Source organism: Proteus penneri, assembly GCF_003144535.1.
In the GTDB taxonomy this organism is placed as follows: Bacteria; Pseudomonadota; Gammaproteobacteria; order Enterobacterales; family Enterobacteriaceae; genus Proteus; species Proteus penneri.
Map to the genome: position 1 here is coordinate 68,823 of NZ_PHFJ01000006.1, position 20,416 is coordinate 89,238.

Genomic DNA, 20,416 nt, shown 5'->3' on the forward strand with positions numbered 1-20,416 from the left:
ACATTTATCATTTGTTTTTAAAAAACGCTATATTATTCAACGTTTTTTTGATATATTGCCTAAAATTATTTTGAGTAAATATAAGTATCATCAGTGAACTGGTAGCTGCAAGCCTGAGGCGGTAGCGTGCCAAAAAACAATAACAAGTCTATTTTTAACGTTCTAACTTTGTAATCAAGATATGCTAGGTCCTACCAAAATAAAAATGTTTGTCTCTAGTAGTCTAGGTTTCATTGGTTTTCCCATAACTTTTTTTAAAACATATTGATATATAATGAATTATAAAATCTTCATCAAATTTTTATCGTATTTATGGCTAGGAGGAATAGCATCTGCATTTTTTGCATTCATTACTCAAGTGATATTAGCAAGATACATGAATATTCCTGAGTTTGGCATGTTTAATTCAGGAGTAATTCTTATGGTAATTATTTCGACTATCTATGGATTTGGAACTGATGCTGCACTCTTAAAAGTATTTGGGAAATCATATAAGTATGGGCTTTCATATACAAGACCTTTAATTGTATATCTAATCTTTTCAGCCATAGCACTTACCTGTATTTCTTTTGTCTATATTTATATTTTGTTTCCTAACGATTACTCTCTTAATGCATACAAACTAATACCAACATTCATAGCAATATCTTTACTGAATGTAAAGTTTTCCATATTACAGATAGAAAAAAGGTTTGAATATTTATCTTTTTGTCAAATATTATTAAATGGAAGTAGGTTATTATTTGTAATTATTTATTTTTTATTGGAAAAAGACTTAACTAGTGGGATTTATAATATATTTTTTTATTCTTCTATTCTTCTAATAGTCTTTTGCATCCCTGATTTAATGCGTTTAATCAATAAGAGTAAAAAAATCCCACAAAAAAATCTAATCTCTTTTATTTTAATGATCTTGCCATTTGGTATTATTACTAGCACTTTTGCAATATACTCTCAATCAATAATAATAATCACCAATAGTTTACTAAGTAAAGAGGTTGCAGGTTATTTATCTGTAGCTTTAAACATTATGTTAGCTATATATATATTGCCTGTTGTTGTATATCAAAAAATATTATTACCCATGTTTCATAGGCAGGCCTTTCATGATGAAAATAAATTATTACATAATTATCAAGAGGGTTGTAAATATATGTTGTTAATTGGAATTATTATATTTACATTCATTTTTTTCTTCTCCGAAAAGCTTATTATTTTAATATTTGGCATTGAGTACAAAGAAGCTGCATATATTGTTAAATATATTTCATTTTGTATTCCTCTAAGATTTCTAAGTTCAAATGCTGGAGCTATTTTATCTACAAAAAATCTAGTATATAAAAAAATGTTCAGTACTGTACTATTAAGCGTTATAGCTGTAATAACATCTTACTACTTATTAAAAACCTTTAATTTAAAAGGAATAATTTTATCTATTTTATTAAATGAAGTTCTTATGTTTATATTGTATTTTTATATGTTATGGAAATACTCATTTGGTAATAACACCTTTAAAAATTGGCTTTCAATAAAATGATTAATTTAATAAAACGATATGGTAGAGTTCTCATGGGATTAAGAGGTTTCATGTATGATTTCAATCGGTTTTTAAGATTTAATGCATGGAATTTTAAATGCTCAAATGCAAAAATGAGACAATATCACCTAGCGAAACTAACTCATACACTAGAGAAAAGTATGAGTTTTAAGGATAAGAGGGCTGGAGCTGGGTATACAAATGCAAAAAAAATACAGGAGATATTGATAGAAGTCGATAACAACAACTACGAAAAAAATTTTAATGATTTTCTAGCTCTCCAAACCTTGAAAAAATTTTGTCTAGAATCAAAGGATGCTGATAAAAAATTTAGTAATATTTACCAAGAATTACCTAACTGGGATGACGCGTTTACTGATTATGGTATTTACTCTTTAAGCAAAGAAGAGATTAGCCGTGGTCAACTAGAGAATCCTGAAGATTTTTTTAACTCTCGATATACACTACGAGATTTTAGTAGCATTATTATTTCATCTGAAATAATTGATAGAGCTTTAAATTTAGCTCAAAAAACTCCTTCATCTTGCAATATGCAACCATGGCATGTTTATATTTTGAACAATAGGGAAAATATTGATATCGCTCTGAGCTACCAAACTGGAAATAAAGGATTTACAAATAATATTCATAATTTAATGATTATTACATCAGATCAATTGTCTTTTATATCATCATCTGAAAGATATCAACACTGGATTGATGGTGGATTATATGCAATGTCATTAATTTATGCATTTCACTCACTTGGAATTGCTACTTGTAGTTTAAATTGGAGTGAAAACCCCCAAAAAGATATCGCTATTAGAAAAGTATTAAATATTAACGAACATCATTCTATTATTATGATGATTGCATTTGGGTATCCTTGCGAAAATAACTTAGTTTGTGTATCGCCACGGAAAAATATTAAAAACATAAAAACTGAGATTTAGTATAATATGAGAATTGGAATTGTCACAATACATAAAGCCAATAACTATGGTGCAGTCTTACAAGCAACAGCAACAGGAATTTATTTAAAAAAATATGGTAGTGTGTTTTATATAAACAATAATGATAGTAAATATTTGCAAGAACAATTAAATTTAATACGGTTTTCTTTTTCTATTAAAGGAATATTAAGAACATTAAAAGATATTTTGAGGGTTAAGAATCGATATTATTCGCTTAATAAATTCAAAAAACATTTTGAAAAATATTATAATGAATTGGATGTTAAAAATAATATAAGTGAAATAAAGAAGCTAAATGTTATTGTGTGTGGTAGCGATCAAATTTGGAACCCTCAATGTACTAATGGAAATGATGATATTAATGGATATTATTTTTTAGATTTTGCTGGTGAAGAAACTATTCTGTTTTCTTATGCTAGCAGTGCAGGGTCATACCAATATGATGATAGCCAACTAGCTAAAATAAAAAGCTACTTGAATAAATTCTCCAAGATAGGTGTACGAGAGATAGATTTATCTAACACACTAAATAAAAAAATAAATGTTAATAGCCAAGTAGTTTTGGATCCAACATTATTAATCAGTAAAGAAGATTGGGATAATTTGCCTAGAGAAAAAATAAAAAATTTACCTCAAAAGTATATTTTTGTATACATAATAAATCATAATGTAAATACTGACTCTATAATCAAAGAAATCAGCTCTAAATATAATCTTAAGATAGTATCCTTAACCCAAGAAATTTCTCCTAATCATAATGCTGATATATATATTAAAGATGTTGGCCCTTTAAGCCTTATTGAACTTATTCAAAAATCGAATTATGTTGTAACTGATTCATTTCATGGTTGTTGTATATCCATAACATACGAAAAGCAATTTTTAGTAATTCATCCAGGAAAGGGGAAAATAAACAGGATATCTAGCTTGTTTGATGCACTTAATATAACTGAAAATAATATTTTAAATGAAAAGACGGATATAGAAAATATTAACGATATTGATTATGATATTCTAAATAAAAATCTTATATCATTACGTAGTTCCAGTGTTTCTTTAATCGATGAAGCAATAGATAGTAAGATATAAAAAGGTTATTTTCTTCTGTGATAAAAATAATGAGTGATATTACCGTAATTATACCATACTATAATTCAACTGATACAATAGAGCGAGCGTTAGACTCGGTTTATTGTCAAACTGTCTCTGCGGCTGCTATTATTATTGTAGATGATAATAGCAGGCATTCTTCATTAGAGTACCTATATCAATTAATTAAACGCAAATACGACTTAACTATGATACCCATTGATGTCATTGTACAAGAAAAAAATAATGGACCTGCAAAAGCAAGAAATATAGGTTGGAATCTTGCAAAAACTAGTTTTATTGCTTTTTTAGATTCTGATGATTCGTGGCATCATAAGAAATTAGAAATCCAATTAAAATATTTTTTAGATGATCCCTCATTGATAATGTGTGGTCATAAAATGAAAGTTATTACTGCGGATAGTTGTCATCATCTAAATATTGAAGATTTCAATTATAAAACAATTAGCAAAAATTTGATTTTATCTAAAAATTATTTTCAAACACCTAGTGTAATTATCCGAAATAATATCCAAAATCGATTTCCTGAATATCAGAGATTTAGCGAAGATTACTACTTATGGATAGATATTATTTTAGATAATCATAAATCAATATATTTATCTGAACCTTTAGCATTCTGCCATAAACCTTTTTATGGTTCTTCAGGTTTAAGTGCTAATTTATTGAGTATGGAAAAAAGTGAGCTTAAAAATTATTTAATGTTTTACAAAAAAAATAAAATCAATTTATCCGATCTTGTTTTTTTTAGCACATTATCAATATGTAAATTTTTAGTACGATTAATAAAAACAAGGTTGAAGTAAATGCCTAAGCATTCCTTTCACCAAAAATTGATATTTCTCTTGGCAATAATTATTGCTACAGTCCCATTTTATTACCTAAAACCATTTCAAGATTCTCTAATTTATTGGGAACAAGCCAAATTAATTTGGAGTGATGGTATTATTACAACCATAGAGGAAATTTATAAACAAACTAACAAAGTAGAACCTTTAATACTGATTACTTTTTATCTTGAGGGATTATTGGGATTAACTGATTCAGGTCTGTTTATATTTTCAAATATTCTAATTTGTAATATATTGATTATAATAAGCGCAATTAAAATTTTAAAATTAAACAATTTGACTTTTAAGGTACATTTTGTTTTATTAATTTTAATTAGTTATCTAATTATATCTAATACTCTATATATTTGGAGGAGTATATATGCTATTTGCTTTCTGGTTCTATGTATTACAAACGATAAGTTAAAGTATAAAATATTTTTTTTTGTACTCTCAGTTTTATCCCATAAATCTATTATTTTGTTCTGTTTTATTTATTTTGTTCTATGTAAAATTCCTAATAAAAGCAAAAAAAATATACTAGCTTATTCTGGTGTAATAGGTTTATCCTTATACTTTATAATAAATGAATTTATGTTTTTATCATATTTCATTTCTGGTGATGTTTCTGTTTTTTTCAGCTCAGGACAAGATACATTAATCCGAATATTTATTAATATATACTGCGTGTTAATATTGTTGTTGATTGTTTCAAAAAATAACACTCATTATAATCTCGTAAATTTTAGTATATTTTTGCTTGTTATTTCACTATTTTTAAATTTTAACTGGCAAATAATGTGTAGAATTTCAGCTCCAGCATTAATACTAACTCCAATTCTAGCATTGAGTACTATGCCTGGTAAGCAAAAAAAAATTATAATTTATTCAGCCTTATTTGTAAGCCTAATACCGGCATTTCGTATATTTTATTTAATTATATTTGACACGTATCCAAACTAAACTATGAAAAAAATTGCTCATGTTCAATTACTACCTCTTTTAAGTGGTGCTCAAAGAGTTAGCTTAGATGAATTACAAAGACTCCCTAATGATAAATTTGATAAGTATCTAATCTGTTGTCAAACAGGACCTTTAACTATAGAGGCGGAAAAACTAGGAATCAAATGTATAATAATTGATTCTTTAACCAGAGAGATATCACCAATTAAAGATCTAAAATCCTTAATTCATTTAATAAAAATCATTAAAAATTATCGATTTGATATTATTCACACCCATTCATCTAAAACGGGGGTAATAGGGCGTTTAGCTGGATTTATATCAAAAACCCCACTGATTATCCATACGGTTCACGGGTATTCTTTTCCCGCAGCTAAAAATAAAATTCAATATATAATCTATTATATTATGGAAAGAATCGGTTCGATGTGTGGTAATAAATTAATTTGTCTTCATGAAACAGATAAAGAGATTGCAATCCAAAAATTAAAAGTAAAGTCTAATGATATTTATATAATTCCGAATGGTGTTGATGTGAAAAAATATACTCCACCATCAATTGAAAATAAGCAGCTATATCGTCAATCACTAAACTTATCAAAAGATGATATTGTTATAGGTATGACCGGACGTCTTTGGCTACAAAAAAACCCCATATTTCTTTTGGAAAATATGCTACCTTTGCTTATAGAGAATAAAAATATTAAAATTTTATTTGTCGGTGACGGTGAGTTAAAAAAAGAATTGGAAAAGTTCATAAATATTTATGATTTAAATAAACAAGTATATCTATTGGGTTGGAGAAATGATATAGACCGTATTCTTCAATCTATTGACATATTTACGCTTCCATCTAAGTGGGAAGGTATGCCTTTAGCTATTTTAGAAGCACAGAGTTCAGGGTTGCCGTGTATTGTTTCAAATATCACAGGAAATAATAATTTAGTATCTAACAATATTGATGGATTTATATTTAATTTAGAACCTAATAGTGAAGAGTTTAGAGATAAAATAAAAAAATTAATCTATAATAAAGAATTAAGAATAAAGTTAGGTATAAAATCAAGAGAAAAGGTTATACTGCATCATTCTATTGAACAGAGAATACAAAAGATTGAAATGATTTATGATGAGCTGGCTTAAAAACTTTTGCTTCATTTCTATTGTGTAATAAATTGATAAATATGATATTGTCCACTTCTCATTAATTGAGACACGTTAAATTAGAGTTTTCTAACTGTTTTCTGTATGCATCCGGCGGGAGATGATTTAAACTTTCATGAGTGCGGTTCTGATTATGATCTTGTTGCCAAAACCACACCATTTCTCGCACCTGACTTAATGATTCAAATAAATAGGCATTTAAAAATTCACGGCGAAATGAGCCATTAAATCGTTCAATAAAGCTATTTTGCTGTGGCTTGCCGGGTTGAATATGGCAAAGCTCAACGTGGTGAGTTTCACAGTAATTCAATAAATCAATCGAGATTAGCTCAGGCCCATTATCCAGGCGTATCTGTTTTGGCGACCCCCTTTCTGTTCTTAAGCGTTCGAGTACCCTAATGACGCGCTCGGCGGGCAATGATGTATCAACTTCAATTGCCAAACATTCACGCGTTCCTTCATCAATAATATTGAGTGTTCTGAAACGCTTACCACAATATAAACTGTCGTGCATGAACTCTAATGCCCATTGAATATTCGGGACATTTTCAATTTTTAATGGTCTTTTTTCGCGCTTCGGAAGCATTTTTTTAACCCGTCGCTTCAAGTTCAGCCCTAGTCGACAGTAAACGCGATAAACTCGTTTATGATTAAACGGATAGCCTTGAAATCTCAGCCGGAAATAGCATTTCCAGAAACCTGTTTGAGGTGATTTAGTTAACACAGTTTGGATAGCATCAATAACGATTTTATCCTTCTCGCGCCAATTTTGAGTCTTCCGATAAAACGTAGATCGAGGCAATGACGAGAGCAGACAAGCCTTAATGACTGATAACCCTGCCTCGTTTAAAGCCTGAGCACAGGACTTTTTCTCAGTCATCACCAACCCTTTTTTGCAAAAAGCTCCTTCATGGCATGATTTTCAAGGCTGACTTCTGCAAATAGCTTTTTCAGTTTCGCATTTTCATCTTCAAGCTCTTTTAATCGTTTAACATCATTGGGTTCCATCCCACCATACTTTGATTTCCAATTATAATAAGTGGCATTACTGATCCCATTTTGGCGACAAATATCTTCCACTTTCATCCCAGAATCAGCGAGTTTCAAAATATTAACGATTTGAGTTTCAGTAAAACGGGCTTTTTTCATGATGACCTCTACAAATTAAAGGGCAGAAAATCTAATTATAGCTGTCTTATTTTAGGGGAAGTGGACAGTGGCTCATCTGCCGTTTTATTGCATCCTTCGACCATAGCCCTGACTCAATCAACGAACTACATGCCATCGTTCTAAACCCATGACCACAGACTTCCGTCTTTGTATCATAACCCATCACTCGTAATGCGTTGTTAACCGTGTTCTCACTCATTGGTTTTCTAGGATTATGATCGCCGATAAAGATCAGCTCGTGGTTACCGCTGAATTGATAAATCTGTTTTAAGATCTCAATCGCTTGTCGGCTTAAAGGCACTAAGTGAGTAGTACGCATTTTTGATCCGCGATGAGAGTGCTTAACCCCTTCTATCGCTTCGCGTTCAGCAGGGATCGTCCACATGGCATTTTCAAAATCAATTTCATCCCAACGGGCGAAGCGTAGTTCACTGGAACGAATGAAGACTAACAAGGTGAGTTTGACTGCAAGTTTAGTTAAAGGCCTTCCCTTATAATCACCGATGCGTTGTAAGAACTCAGGTAGACGTTTAAGCTCTAAGGCTGCTCTATGGACTCGTTTACCAGTAGCAACTGCGCCAGCCATATCTTGGGCTGGGTTATAGTCGATTAAACCACTTTGTACTGCATAGCGCATGATGGCTGTTACACGCTGTTGTAAACGTGCCACAACCTAAAGACGTCCAGACATCTCTACGGCTTTAATCGGTTCGAGGAGATCGCGTGTTTTCAATTCGGCAATATTGCGTTTACCAATAGCAACAAAGATATTGTCCTCTAGACTTTTAAGGACTCGATGGCTATGCCCTTCAGACCACTTCTTATTGGTTTCATGCCAATCACGAGCAACCTTCTCAAAGGTGTTAAATTCCTTTTGCTGCTCTTCTTCCACTTCTTTGCGTTTTTCGCTAGGATCAAAACCATTAGCAATTAACTTTCTGGCTGCATCTCTTTTCTCTCTGGCTTCTGCGAGTGAGATTTCAGGATAGATACCCAGAGCTAACATTTTTTGCTTACCGCCAAAGCGATACTGTAAACGCCAATATTTTGAGCCGTTGGTATGTACCATCAAGTCCATACCATCACCATCAGTCAATTTATACGATTTATCCAAAGGCTTGGCAGCCCTGACTTTAGCATCAGTAAGAGCCATGATTTATCTCCTTCTGTTGGTACAAACTATTATCGAATCGAGAGATACCAACACATATACCAACAGTAGGCACTTGATGTGGGTTGACCTTAGTATACTTGGGAAGACTGAAAAGTGGGGAAAAGCCTTGTAAAACTGGGATTTCAGGTACAAAAAAAGACGTCCGTTGACGTCCATTGATGTTCTTATGGTGCCGAAGGCCGGACTCGAACCGGCACACCCGAAGGCGGTTGATTTTGAATCAACTGCGTCTACCAATTTCGCCACTCCGGCACTGAAGTGTGTCTGGAAAACCCGCCCATTATACTTGCGTGAAGAACACTCGCAACAATTATTGTTTGTTTTCAGTTTGATTGGCGAAAAAAAGTGCATTTAAGGTTTGTTACTATCATAAAACACAACTTATAGTTTACATCAGAGTATCTATCGTTAATGCTTTAATCATGTTGTATTGATAGATCACTTGTTTTGTGTCTGAATTTATTCGTTATCTTATTTTTACTTTTTTCTTATCTTTTTTTCTTATCTTTTTTCTTTTAAAGATTACATCATCATAATATAAATTTATTAAAACTAACTTATTCAATCGATATATTTTAAAATATATAGCGATAAATAAAAAAAGGATCAAAACTTGGGTTAGTGTTTTGATCCGACAGTACTGCTAATAGAGGGCTTAGTTTTATTTTAATGACTATAAGTTATTTTTATAGCGTCACTGCCCTTTTCTTCCCTGGTGTGAGGAAGAAAGTAGTTATGTTTTATTAATATAATGTACTTATTTACTGCTATTTTACTGCTATAACGAAGGTACTATTCTTTAATATAATGGTGTTGAAAGATTACTATTAATATATAACTTACTTATTATTGAAGAGGCTCATTTTATATATGCCTTCTTATTGCTTCACTCTATTATCGCTGTGTTATCTTTGCTCTGTAACGCTTATATTCTCAGTCTCTCAACTTGATGAAGCTATAATAAGTTTAATTGTACAATCCCACAATCAGTAAATTATTACAAAATATGACACACTCTTATATTACTTTTATAAACACCCAAAAAACAAATCAAACCAAGATATAATAAAGAATAATAAACTATAAAATATCGACAACCAAGATTATAATACCATTCATTAACATTTTCTTGATATACACTTCCTAACTTAATAATAAAGGAAAGCTAATGAGATGATTAAAAACAAGGGTAAATTGAGGAAAAATGTAACTTAACGGTAATACTTACCTCATTTTTAGAGGATAAATATAAGGAAAATGTCTTTTTATGATGCAATTTTTCTTCACTATCTTTTTCTTAGAGACAATTTGACACATTTAATGCCAACTTTTTGATAACTGGCTCTTGCACTGATAGACATTCTTATTTCTGATAATATAATCAAAATTTGGTTTAAATCTGATTAGAAGGCGGTGTTATGGGCATTGTTGGCTGGATTATTACAGGCATATTTGTTGGTATTATCTTAGGTGCCGTATTAAAAATGATAAAGAAAAAATAGCGCGATAAGAAAGGCACCAATTTAAAACATAAATCATTTTATGTTTATCGCATTCCTTTCACTTCACTGACTTCTGTTGAAAGTAAAAATGAAAAAACATTTTCTAAAATATCTTATGATCCCCGTCGCTTTACTGACATTGAATGCGTGTAGCCAACGTTCGTCATTACCACCAGCGACACAACCTTCTATGTTAAATCAACAGAACAGTGTGCCTGAATTAACACAATGGCCTACGGCATTAAGCCCTAATGTAAGCAATGCAAGAACACTGTTTGATAAATATGCCTCACAAATTTATCAAAAAAGTCATCCTCAAGGCATGGTTATTGTCATGATCAATAACTCTCAAACCTTGAATCGTTCTTTTGGGACAACAACACCTGAAAGCCGTAATGCACCATCCATGAACTCACTGATCCGCATCGCGTCTATCACAAAACTGATGACGAGTGAAGTGATGTTAAAGTTACAAGATGATGGAAAATTATTAGTCACCGATCCACTGCAAAAATATAGCTACTATGGTGTAGACATCCCATTAGTTAGCGCTCAATCCCCTATCCGTCTTTATCATTTAGCAAGCCATACCAGTGGTTTTCCACGAGAACAACCTGGCGGAAAATGGGGAAGACCTGTTTTTATTTGGCCAACTCATGGCGACCGTTGGAACTGGTTAAAAAAAGCAACATTAACATCGCCTGCGGGTAATCAAGCTGCATATTCAAATTTAGCGTATGACTTATTAGCAGATGCCTTAGTGAAAGCATCAGGTAAAAGTTATCCTCAACTTTTACAACAATATGTCACTCAACCTGCCGGTATGACTAACACAACATTGACGCCAACCCCTGCACAGTGCCAAAGATTATTAATAGGATATAAACCAAGCCCATGTTCTGACACTATTGCTGCAGCCGGAAGTGGTGGTGTGTACTCGACGCCTGCCGACATGCAACGTTGGATGCAAGGCTTTTTGACTTCTCATAATGCCATGCGAAAAGCAACGGCAAGCAAAGAGCAATCTGTCTATTTCCCTCGTAATCGACTCTCTTCAATAGAAGGAATGGATGTTGCGGGTCGTGCTGATGGTGTAGGTTTAGGTTGGGTTTATATGGCTCCCGCCAATGGAATTCCGGCGATTTACCAAAAAACCGGCGGCGGTGGCGGGTTTAATACTTATATGGCAACCATTCCTGAATTAAATATCGGTGTATTTGTGGTGATCACCCGTAAACCTAATGGCACTAAATTTAGTGAAGTGACTCAGGGGACTAATGCGCTTGTTCGAGCACTAGCAAAAGATTTTTATCAGTGATCGCAAACACGATAGCGATAAAAAAAGCGCCTTACCTAAGGCGCTTTTTGTTTTTCTGGCTGAAGTGGATATTACCTAGCGATTACGCCTCATCAATAACCATAGACTCAATGTTAGGAATAATATTGCTGGTACTAATGCTGCAATCACGGCAGGTATACCATAAACCAAACTTAATCGTCCTGAAACTTCATTGACGATATAAAACAGGAAGCCAAAAGAGATACCCGTTAGAACTCTTAATCCCATTGGTACAGTGCGTAATGGGCCAAAGATAAATGACAATGCCATCAGCATCATTACCGCAACAGAAACTGGCGCAAAGATTTTTTTCCAGAAATTCAGCTCATAGTTTGCTGATTCTTGCCCACTCTGTTTTAGATATTTAACATATTGATAGAGTCCACTAATCGATAATGCATCTGGATCTAAGGCCACAACGCTCAGTTTTTCTGGCGTTAATCGGGTTGGCCATTCAAGTGATACCTGTTTTTTACCGGTGATTTTTTGTGGATTGGTTAAGTCTGATTGTTCGACTTGTTTTAGCATCCACGTTTTTTTATCGACATCATAGGTTGCACTTGATGCATAACGCACCGTTTCTAGTTTTCTATCATTATTAAAATCATAGAGCGTGATGCCTTGCATCTCATTTTGGCTCTTTATTCGGTTGATATGAATAAATTGGTTGCCATCTTTAGCCCACATACCACGGTTAGTAGAAACTAAAGAGTTACCCATGATTTTTTCAGCACGATAGTTACGTGCATATTGTTCACCTTGTGGTGCTCCCCATTCGCCAATCAGGACTGTCAACAGTACTAATGGAATAGCGGTTTTCATCACAGAACCTGCGATTTGCAAACGTGTAAAACCAGATGCCTGCATCACCACCAGCTCACTACGTGTTGCCAATGCGCCTAACCCTAATAATGCACCGAGTAACGCAGCCATGGGGAAGAAGATCTGCACATCTTTAAGGATATTTAAGATCGCATAAATACCCGCATCAAGTGTGGTGAAATCCCCTTGCCCTACTTTACGGAGTTGATCGACAAATTTGATAATGCCAGATAGAGAAACCAGCAAAAATAGTGTCATCAAAATCGACTGTAAAATAGTACGCCCGATATATCTATCTAATACACCAAACATCAGGCAACTCCTTTCTTAAAGCGAGCTCGGAATTTACGCATAGGCAAGGTATCCCAAACATTCAATAAGATTGCCAAGGCAAGATAAACGCCATTAACACTCCACATCGCAATGAGAGGGTCAACTTTTCCTTTTTCGCCATTAGAATGTAGCGAACTTTGTAATAAGAAAAAGACCAGATAAAGCAACATTGCGGGTAACATACTTAATACGCGACCTTGGCGTGGGTTAACTTCACTTAAAGGCACGACCATCACCGCCATAATGACAACAGAGAAAATCAAAGTTAAGCGCCAATGGAATTCAGCAATAGATTCTGTTTCATTAGAATGCCAAAGCTCAGACATTGTCTTTTGTTCTACGCGATTGCGATTAGTCGTAGATTCTCGATGGCCAATTACCGCTTGGTAGTCATTAAAATCGGTAATACGAAAATCACGTAGTACTGCCGTACCTTCATAGCGAGTCCCCTCACTCAATACGACTATCTGATTCCCGTTAGGTAATTCTTTGGTATAGCCTTTATCTGCCACTACAACAGAAGGACGCTGATCTTGCGTTGGACGCAATTGTGCAAGGAACACATCTTGGAATTGGTTTCCTTTTACACTACCAAGATAGAGTACCATATTGCGGTCACTGGACATTTTAAATTGCCCTTCCATCAACGCGGCTAAACTTGGGTTTGCTTTAGCATCCTCAAGGACTTGCTCTTGATGCACCGAAGACCAAGGAATAAGCCAAATGACATTTCCTGCAGCTAATGCGCTGGTCAGTAATGAGAGCAACAGTGCCGCTTGCACTAATGCTTTCTTACCTATTCCGCACGCATTCATGACGGTTATCTCACTTTCAACATAAAGTTTGCTGTAAGTCATCAGAAGCCCAAGAAAAAGGCTTAATGGAAGAATAAGCTGTGCCATCTCAGGAATTCCCAGCCACAGCAGAGAAACCACGAGGTTTGTAGGAATGTTACCTTCAACAGCAGCCCCTAAAATTTCAACCAGTTTCTGGCTAAAAAAGATAAGCATCAAAATAAATAAGATGGCTATCTGGCTTTTAAGGGTTTCCCGAGCTAAATATCGAATTATAATCACGCTAGTTATGCCTGTGAAAACTTGTCTTTTTGCAGGAAAATCGCTAACTTCGTTGTATATCTATCATTTGTGCATCTCAGTTAGACATTCTTGCAGCCCAAATGATATCAAAACATGCTATAAACAGGTTCCCAATAAGAACAAGCTTATAAGTTAGCTAAATTAGTTGTGTTCAATTAATGCATTTAGCTTAACATAAAAAGTAAACTTTCTATGGGGTAGATTAATGCGGATCACTATTCTAAACGATACTTTCCGTTTTTGTCTTTAATATTCAGGAGAACGCATGGAGTTTAATGTAAAAAGCGGCAGCCCAGAGAAACAACGCAGCGCTTGTATTATCGTGGGGGTGTTTGAGCCTCGTCGTTTATCTCCGATCGCGGAGCAACTTGATAAAATCAGTGATGGCTATATCAGCGCCTTATTACGCCGAGGTGAGCTGGAAGGCAAAGTTGGACAATCACTGCTGTTACATCATGTACCTAATGTTCTCTCTGAGCGCGTTTTACTGATTGGTTGTGGTAAAGAGCGTGAATTGGATGAACGTCAGTATAAACAGATCATTCAAAAAACCATTAACACGCTCAATGAGACTGGCTCCATGGAAGCCGTATGCTTTCTGACTGAGTTACATGTTAAAGGTCGTAATAATTACTGGAAAGTACGTCAAGCGGTTGAGACTGCAAAAGACTGCCTCTATACCTTTGATCAACTAAAGAGCAATAAGACAGAATTACGTCGCCCATTACGTAAGATGGTCTTTAATGTTCCTACTCGCCGTGAACTACCTAGTGGTGAGCGAGCCATTGCTCATGGCTTAGCTATCGCATCAGGCATTAAAGCATGTAAAGATTTAGCAAACATGCCACCAAATATCTGTAATGCTGCTTATTTAGCTTCTCAAGCGCGTCAATTAGCAGACTCCTCTTCAAATGTTTCTACGCGTGTTATTGGCGAAGAGCAAATGAAAGAGCTCAATATGAATGCTTACCTTGCAGTAGGACAAGGCTCTCAAAATGAATCTTTAATGTCGATTATCGAATATAAAGGCAATAAAGATCCTGAAGCTCGCCCAATTGTGTTAGTCGGTAAAGGGCTGACATTTGACTCGGGTGGTATTTCTATCAAACCTGCTGATGGCATGGATGAGATGAAATATGACATGTGTGGTGCTGCAACGGTTTATGGTGTGATGCGTGTTGTTGCTGAACTCCAGTTACCGATTAACGTCATTGGTGTACTTGCGGGCTGTGAAAATATGCCGGGTGGAAAAGCCTATCGTCCTGGTGATATCTTAACAACAATGTCCGGCCAAACCGTTGAAGTATTAAACACCGATGCTGAAGGTCGCTTAGTATTATGTGATACGTTAACTTATGTTGAGCGCTTTGAGCCTGAGTTAGTTGTTGATATCGCAACATTAACAGGTGCATGTATGGTGGCTTTAGGGCATCACTATAGCGGATTAATGTCTAACCATAATCCATTAGCACATGAGTTAATGAATGCATCAGAGCAAGCGGGTGACCGCGCTTGGCGTCTACCATTAGGCGATGAGTTCTATGAACAAATCGAATCTAATTTTGCTGACTTAGCAAATACAGGTGGCCGTTTAGGTGGCGCAATTACTGCCGGTTGTTTCTTAGCGCGTTTTGCGACGAAATATAACTGGGCTCACTTGGATATTGCGGGTACAGCATGGCGTTCTGGTAAAGCCAAAGGCGCAACAGGTCGTCCTGTTTCTTTACTGTCTCAGTTCTTACTTAATCGCGCGGGTTTGAATAGCGACGAGTAATACCGCATAATTATCAGGGTTAAGGTATTACCCTATTATTAGGGTAAATAGAGCAGACTCCAAGAAGGGTATTGCAACGCAATACCCTTCTGTTATCGGGATATCATGAAAAACGCCACGTTTTATTTAATGGAACACCCATCAATACACGATGATTTACAGGCTCATGAGTGGCTTGCCTGTCAACTTACCGCTGAACATTGGCGATTAGGCAAACGTATTTTGTTGGTTTGTGAGTCTCAGGCTCAAGCTGAATTGCTTGATGAGGCATTATGGGCAAGAGAACCTCATCAGTTTGTTCCTCATAATCTTGCAGGTGAAGGGCCTCGTTATGGCGCTCCTGTTGAATTATGTTGGCCTGGAAAACGTGGTAATGCACCTCGTGATCTCTTGATTAATTTGCAATCTCAATTCGTAGACTTTGCCACAGCTTTCCATGAAGTGATAGACTTTGTACCTATCGATGAACAATTAAAACAGTTGGCGCGTGAACGATATAAAATTTATCGTAGCGTCGGCTTTACTTTGACAATGGCTACGCCGCCAACCTATTGAATACGTAAAGAATATGGAAAATAAATCCGCACCGAAAGAGCCATCGCTCGACACAACTTATAACCCCGCAGAGATTGAACAACCTCTGTATCAGCATTGGGAAAAAAACGGCTATTTCAAAGCCAATGGCGATACAACAAAAGAAAGCTTCTGTATCGTGATCCCACCGCCAAACGTCACAGGTAGCCTACATATGGGTCATGCTTTCCAGCAGACCATTATGGATACCATGATCCGTTATCAGCGCATGCAAGGTAAAAACACCTTATGGCAGTCAGGGACTGACCATGCGGGTATCGCGACTCAAATGGTCGTTGAGCGTAAAATTGCCGCTGAAGAAGGTAAAACTCGTCATGACTATGGTCGTGATGCGTTTATCGACAAAATTTGGGAATGGAAAGCCGAATCAGGCGGTAACATCTCTAACCAAATGCGTCGTTTAGGTAACTCGGTTGATTGGGAACGTGAACGTTTCACCATGGACGAGGGTTTATCTAAAGCGGTTAAAGAAGCTTTTGTGCGTTTACACAAAGAAGATCTTATCTACCGTGGTAAACGCCTTGTTAACTGGGACCCCAAATTACACACTGCGATTTCTGATCTTGAAGTCGAAAACCGTGAAGTTAAAGGATCTATGTGGCATCTGCGTTATCCTTTAGCGGATGGGGCAAAAACAGCAGAAGGTAAAGATTACCTGATTGTTGCAACAACACGTCCTGAAACCATGTTAGGTGATACTGGTGTTGCGGTTAACCCAGAAGATCCTCGCTATAAAGATTTAATTGGTAAAGAAATTATTCTACCAATCGTTAACCGTCGTATTCCTATTTTAGCGGACGAACACGCGGATATGGAAAAAGGTACCGGTTGCGTAAAAATCACCCCTGCTCACGACTTTAATGACTATGAAGTTGGACGTCGTCATCAATTACCAATGATTAATATCATGGATTTTGACGGCAATATCCGTGTGAGTGCAGAAGTATTAGATACTAATGGTGTTGAGTCTGATATTTACAGCACTGAAATTCCAGCAGCCTACCAAGGTATGGAACGCTTTGCTGCCCGCAAAGCAATTGTCGCTGAATTTGAACGTCTAGGTTTACTAGAAGAGATCAAGCCTCACGATTTAACCGTACCTTACGGCGACCGTGGTGGCGTGGTTATCGAGCCTTTATTAACAGACCAATGGTATGTTCGCACAGCACCTTTAGCGAAACCCGCAGTTGAAGCCGTTAAAAATGGCGATATCCAATTTGTACCAAAACAGTACGAAAATATGTACTTCTCATGGATGAATGATATCCAAGATTGGTGTATTTCTCGTCAACTGTGGTGGGGTCACCGTATCCCTGCTTGGTACGACAATGAAGGTAATGTCTATGTCGGTCGTGACGAAGAAGAAGTTCGTCGTGAAAACAATATCGCCGCTGATGTGGCATTACGCCAAGATGATGACGTATTGGATACATGGTTCTCATCTGCACTATGGACATTTTCAACATTAGGCTGGCCTGAAAATACTGAAGCACTGAAAACATTCCATCCAACGAATGTCTTAGTCAGTGGATTCGATATTATATTCTTCTGGATCGCTCGCATGATCATGATGACCATGCACTTTATCAAAGACGAAGACGGTAAACCGCAAGTTCCATTTAATACGGTTTATATGACAGGTCTTATTCGTGATGAAGAAGGCCAGAAGATGTCAAAATCCAAAGGTAACGTACTAGATCCTCTGGATATGATCGATGGTATTTCATTAGAGAACCTGTTAGAAAAACGTACTGGTAATATGATGCAGCCACAAATGGCTGAAAAAATTGCTAAACGTACTCGCAAAGAGTTCCCTGAAGGGATTGAAGCACACGGTACAGATGCACTGCGCTTTACCTTAGCCGCATTAGCGTCAACAGGTCGCGATATTAACTGGGATATGAAACGTCTATCTGGTTACCGTAACTTCTGTAACAAACTGTGGAATGCAAGCCGCTTTGTTCTGATGAATACTGAAGAGCAAGATTGTGGTTACCAAGGTGGCGAAATGACATTCTCACTCGCAGACCGTTGGATCTTAGCTGAATTTAACAATACCGTTAAAGCCTATCGTGAAGCATTAGACAACTATCGTTTCGATATCGCTGCAGGTATTTTATATGAGTTCACTTGGAACCAATTCTGTGACTGGTATCTGGAGCTATCAAAACCTGCAGTACACAAAGGTAATGATGCACAAAAACGCGCAGCTCGTCATACTCTGATTGAAGTGTTAGAAGGCTTACTGCGTCTTGCTCATCCAATCATTCCATTTATCACAGAAACCATCTGGCAACGAGTGAAGGAAGTGAAAGGCATTGAAGGTGAAACCATCATGCTACAAGCTTTCCCTGAATTCGATGCTTCGCTGGTGGATGAACAAGCACTTAACGATCTTGAGTGGATCAAAGAAGTGATTGTTGCCGTTCGTAATATCCGTGCTGAAATGAATATTGCACCAGGTAAACCACTTGACGTTATCTTACGTGGCGCTGATGACAATGCTAAACGCCGTGTTAGTGACAATATTGGTTTCTTAAAAGCTATGGGTCGTTTAGCTGATATTCGTCCATTAGCAGAAGGTGAAGAAGCACCATTATCAGTGACTAAACTGGTTAGCGGTGCAGAATTGCTGATCCCAATGGCTGGCTTTATCGATAAAGATGCAGAGCTTGCACGTTTAGATAAAGAGATTGAAAAAGTAGAGAAAGATATCACAACTTTAGACAGCAAATTATCTAACGATGGCTTTGTTAGCCGTGCGCCAGAAGCAGTTGTTGCTAAAGAGCGTGAACGCTTAGCGACATGTCTAAGCGCAAAAGAAAAGCTCATTGCACAGAAAGTCTCTATCGCCTCTTTATAAGCACTATCGCTTTAAAGTCACAGAGATTGATAATGAAAACCCGCGTTTATCGCGGGTTTTTACTTAGTTTCTTTCAGTCAAAAAATAAAACCATTTTTCACTTTATTTCTTATTATTCTCGGTTCTATTCTCGTTAATATGTCTTTCTATTACTTATTTTCTCTTAAATTTAATCACCCACTAAAATATAACGCTAGCAATAAAGAGGGTAAGTAAGCAAAGAAAAAAGGTTTACGGTTTACAAACACGCTTAATCAATTAAGATAGTTTTTGTAGCCATCCGCGCTACTTTCAATGAAGAAGTTCCTTTCCGGTGCTCTCTCAATAAATAATCAAAAAATATTCTACTAATAAGTGAAACGATGAGTGCAACTATGACTGCAATCCAAACTATAACCCCAAATATTGTTATCCGAGCTATTGAAGAAAAAGACAACGCAGGTATTGCACGCGTTATTCGTGAAGTCTCTGCGGAGCATGGTTTAACTGCTGATAAAGGCTTTGCGGTTGCCGATCCGATTTTAGATACTCTCTATGAAGTTTATCATCAACCGCGCAGTGCTTACTGGGTGGTAGAAATGGATGGAGAAGTTGTTGGCGGTGGCGGTGTCGCACCACTTGCTGGTGGTGATGGCAATACTTGTGAATTACAAAAAATGTATCTTTCATCCAAGCTGCGCGGCAAAGGTATTGCGAAAAAAATCGTTCTGCAATCTCTTGAATTTGGTAAAGAGCAAGGCTTTAGCCGCTGCTATTTAGAAACCACAGATATCTTAAAAGCGGCTGTTGGTTTATACGAAAAACTAGGATTCGAATTTATTGATGAAGCATTAGGTAACACTGGACATAGTGATTGTGAGATCCGTATGGTGAAGCCACTTTAAGCGTTCTTGCTGTTCCCTACGCCATACCATAAATAAAATAAGCTCTACTTTACCCGTATTTCTTATGCGGGTTTTTATTAGCCCTAATAGCATCTATTAGCACAAATTCTATTCATCAAAATGGTATAAACACAGTATATTTCTATGTTTGTTTTCATAATTAGTTTCTTAATTAAATATCATTAAAAAATTATTAATGAATTTTTTATCTTAAATATTATTAAAACTCACAAGTTTAAATTATTTTCCATTTTACTCTAGATAATTAGATCCCCCCTCTTAAATA

13 protein-coding genes, 1 tRNA gene and 1 pseudogene are annotated in these 20,416 nt (G+C 35.9%); 10 read left to right on the forward strand and 5 right to left on the reverse strand.

What is annotated here, in order from left to right; translation table 11 throughout:
- Positions 1-274 precede the first annotated feature (274 nt).
- The 5 genes from CUB63_RS09290 (at position 275) to CUB63_RS09315 (ending at position 6,557) form a co-directional block, all read left to right on the forward strand.
- Entirely contained in the window at positions 275-1,537 is a 1,263-nt protein-coding gene (locus CUB63_RS09290; protein WP_109847936.1) for an oligosaccharide flippase family protein, read from the forward strand.
- Between the two features lie 50 nt (positions 1,538-1,587).
- Complete coding sequence (locus tag CUB63_RS09295) at positions 1,588-2,490, forward strand: nitroreductase family protein (RefSeq protein WP_161706673.1); 903 nt, start codon at positions 1,588-1,590, stop codon at positions 2,488-2,490.
- Between the two features lie 6 nt (positions 2,491-2,496).
- Positions 2,497-3,600 (forward strand): polysaccharide pyruvyl transferase family protein, encoded by a 1,104-nt coding sequence (locus CUB63_RS09300; protein WP_109847938.1) that lies wholly within the window; start codon positions 2,497-2,499, stop codon positions 3,598-3,600.
- A 29-nt stretch (positions 3,601-3,629) separates the two neighbouring features.
- Complete coding sequence (locus tag CUB63_RS09305) at positions 3,630-4,427, forward strand: glycosyltransferase family 2 protein (RefSeq protein WP_109847939.1); 798 nt, start codon at positions 3,630-3,632, stop codon at positions 4,425-4,427.
- Positions 4,428-5,417: 990 nt separating this feature from the next.
- On the forward strand, positions 5,418-6,557 hold the full coding sequence (locus CUB63_RS09315) for a glycosyltransferase family 4 protein (RefSeq protein ID WP_109847941.1): 1,140 nt from the start codon (positions 5,418-5,420) through the stop codon (positions 6,555-6,557).
- A 61-nt stretch (positions 6,558-6,618) separates the two neighbouring features.
- Here CUB63_RS09315 and CUB63_RS09320 read toward each other — a convergent pair.
- The 3 genes and pseudogenes from CUB63_RS09320 to CUB63_RS09330 all read right to left on the reverse strand — a co-directional run bounded on the left by CUB63_RS09320 (position 6,619) and on the right by CUB63_RS09330 (position 9,174).
- Positions 6,619-7,727, reverse strand: a protein-coding gene (locus tag CUB63_RS09320; protein ID WP_109847942.1) for an IS3 family transposase whose coding sequence is annotated in 2 segments (ribosomal slippage) — positions 6,619-7,475 and positions 7,475-7,727 — 1,110 coding nt in all. Because the reading frame shifts where the segments join, the coding sequence is not laid out codon by codon here.
- Between the two features lie 67 nt (positions 7,728-7,794).
- Positions 7,795-8,901 (reverse strand): annotated as a pseudogene (locus CUB63_RS09325) (tyrosine-type recombinase/integrase); the annotation flags it as partial.
- A 188-nt stretch (positions 8,902-9,089) separates the two neighbouring features.
- A tRNA-Leu gene (locus CUB63_RS09330) sits at positions 9,090-9,174 on the reverse strand.
- A 1,338-nt stretch (positions 9,175-10,512) separates the two neighbouring features.
- Here CUB63_RS09330 and ampH point away from each other — a divergent pair.
- A complete protein-coding gene (gene ampH, locus CUB63_RS09335) occupies positions 10,513-11,742 on the forward strand; it encodes a D-alanyl-D-alanine-carboxypeptidase/endopeptidase AmpH (RefSeq protein ID WP_072064531.1) in 1,230 nt (409 codons plus the stop codon).
- Between the two features lie 75 nt (positions 11,743-11,817).
- Here ampH and lptG read toward each other — a convergent pair whose 3' ends face one another.
- Together lptG and lptF are read right to left on the reverse strand one after the other, a co-directional pair.
- A complete protein-coding gene (gene lptG, locus CUB63_RS09340) occupies positions 11,818-12,897 on the reverse strand; it encodes an LPS export ABC transporter permease LptG (protein ID WP_072064532.1) in 1,080 nt (359 codons plus the stop codon).
- Positions 12,897-13,994, reverse strand: a complete 1,098-nt coding sequence (gene lptF, locus CUB63_RS09345; protein WP_109847943.1) for an LPS export ABC transporter permease LptF — start codon at positions 13,992-13,994, stop codon at positions 12,897-12,899. The genes lptG and lptF overlap by 1 nt, the downstream gene beginning before the upstream one ends.
- 286 nt (positions 13,995-14,280) lie before the next feature.
- Between lptF and pepA the strand changes: the two genes are divergently transcribed.
- From pepA to CUB63_RS09365, 4 genes are all read left to right on the forward strand, one after another.
- Entirely contained in the window at positions 14,281-15,789 is a 1,509-nt protein-coding gene (pepA, locus tag CUB63_RS09350; protein ID WP_006535637.1) for a leucyl aminopeptidase, read from the forward strand.
- A gap of 105 nt (positions 15,790-15,894) precedes the next feature.
- Positions 15,895-16,344 carry a DNA polymerase III subunit chi gene (locus CUB63_RS09355; protein WP_006535638.1) on the forward strand — a complete coding sequence of 150 codons (450 nt, stop codon included), beginning with the start codon at positions 15,895-15,897 and terminating at the stop codon, positions 16,342-16,344.
- A 13-nt stretch (positions 16,345-16,357) separates the two neighbouring features.
- Complete coding sequence (locus CUB63_RS09360; RefSeq protein WP_006535639.1) at positions 16,358-19,246, forward strand: valine--tRNA ligase; 2,889 nt, start codon at positions 16,358-16,360, stop codon at positions 19,244-19,246.
- A gap of 374 nt (positions 19,247-19,620) precedes the next feature.
- Entirely contained in the window at positions 19,621-20,130 is a 510-nt protein-coding gene (locus CUB63_RS09365) for a GNAT family N-acetyltransferase (protein WP_109399713.1), read from the forward strand.
- The last annotated feature ends 286 nt before the right edge of the window (positions 20,131-20,416 follow it).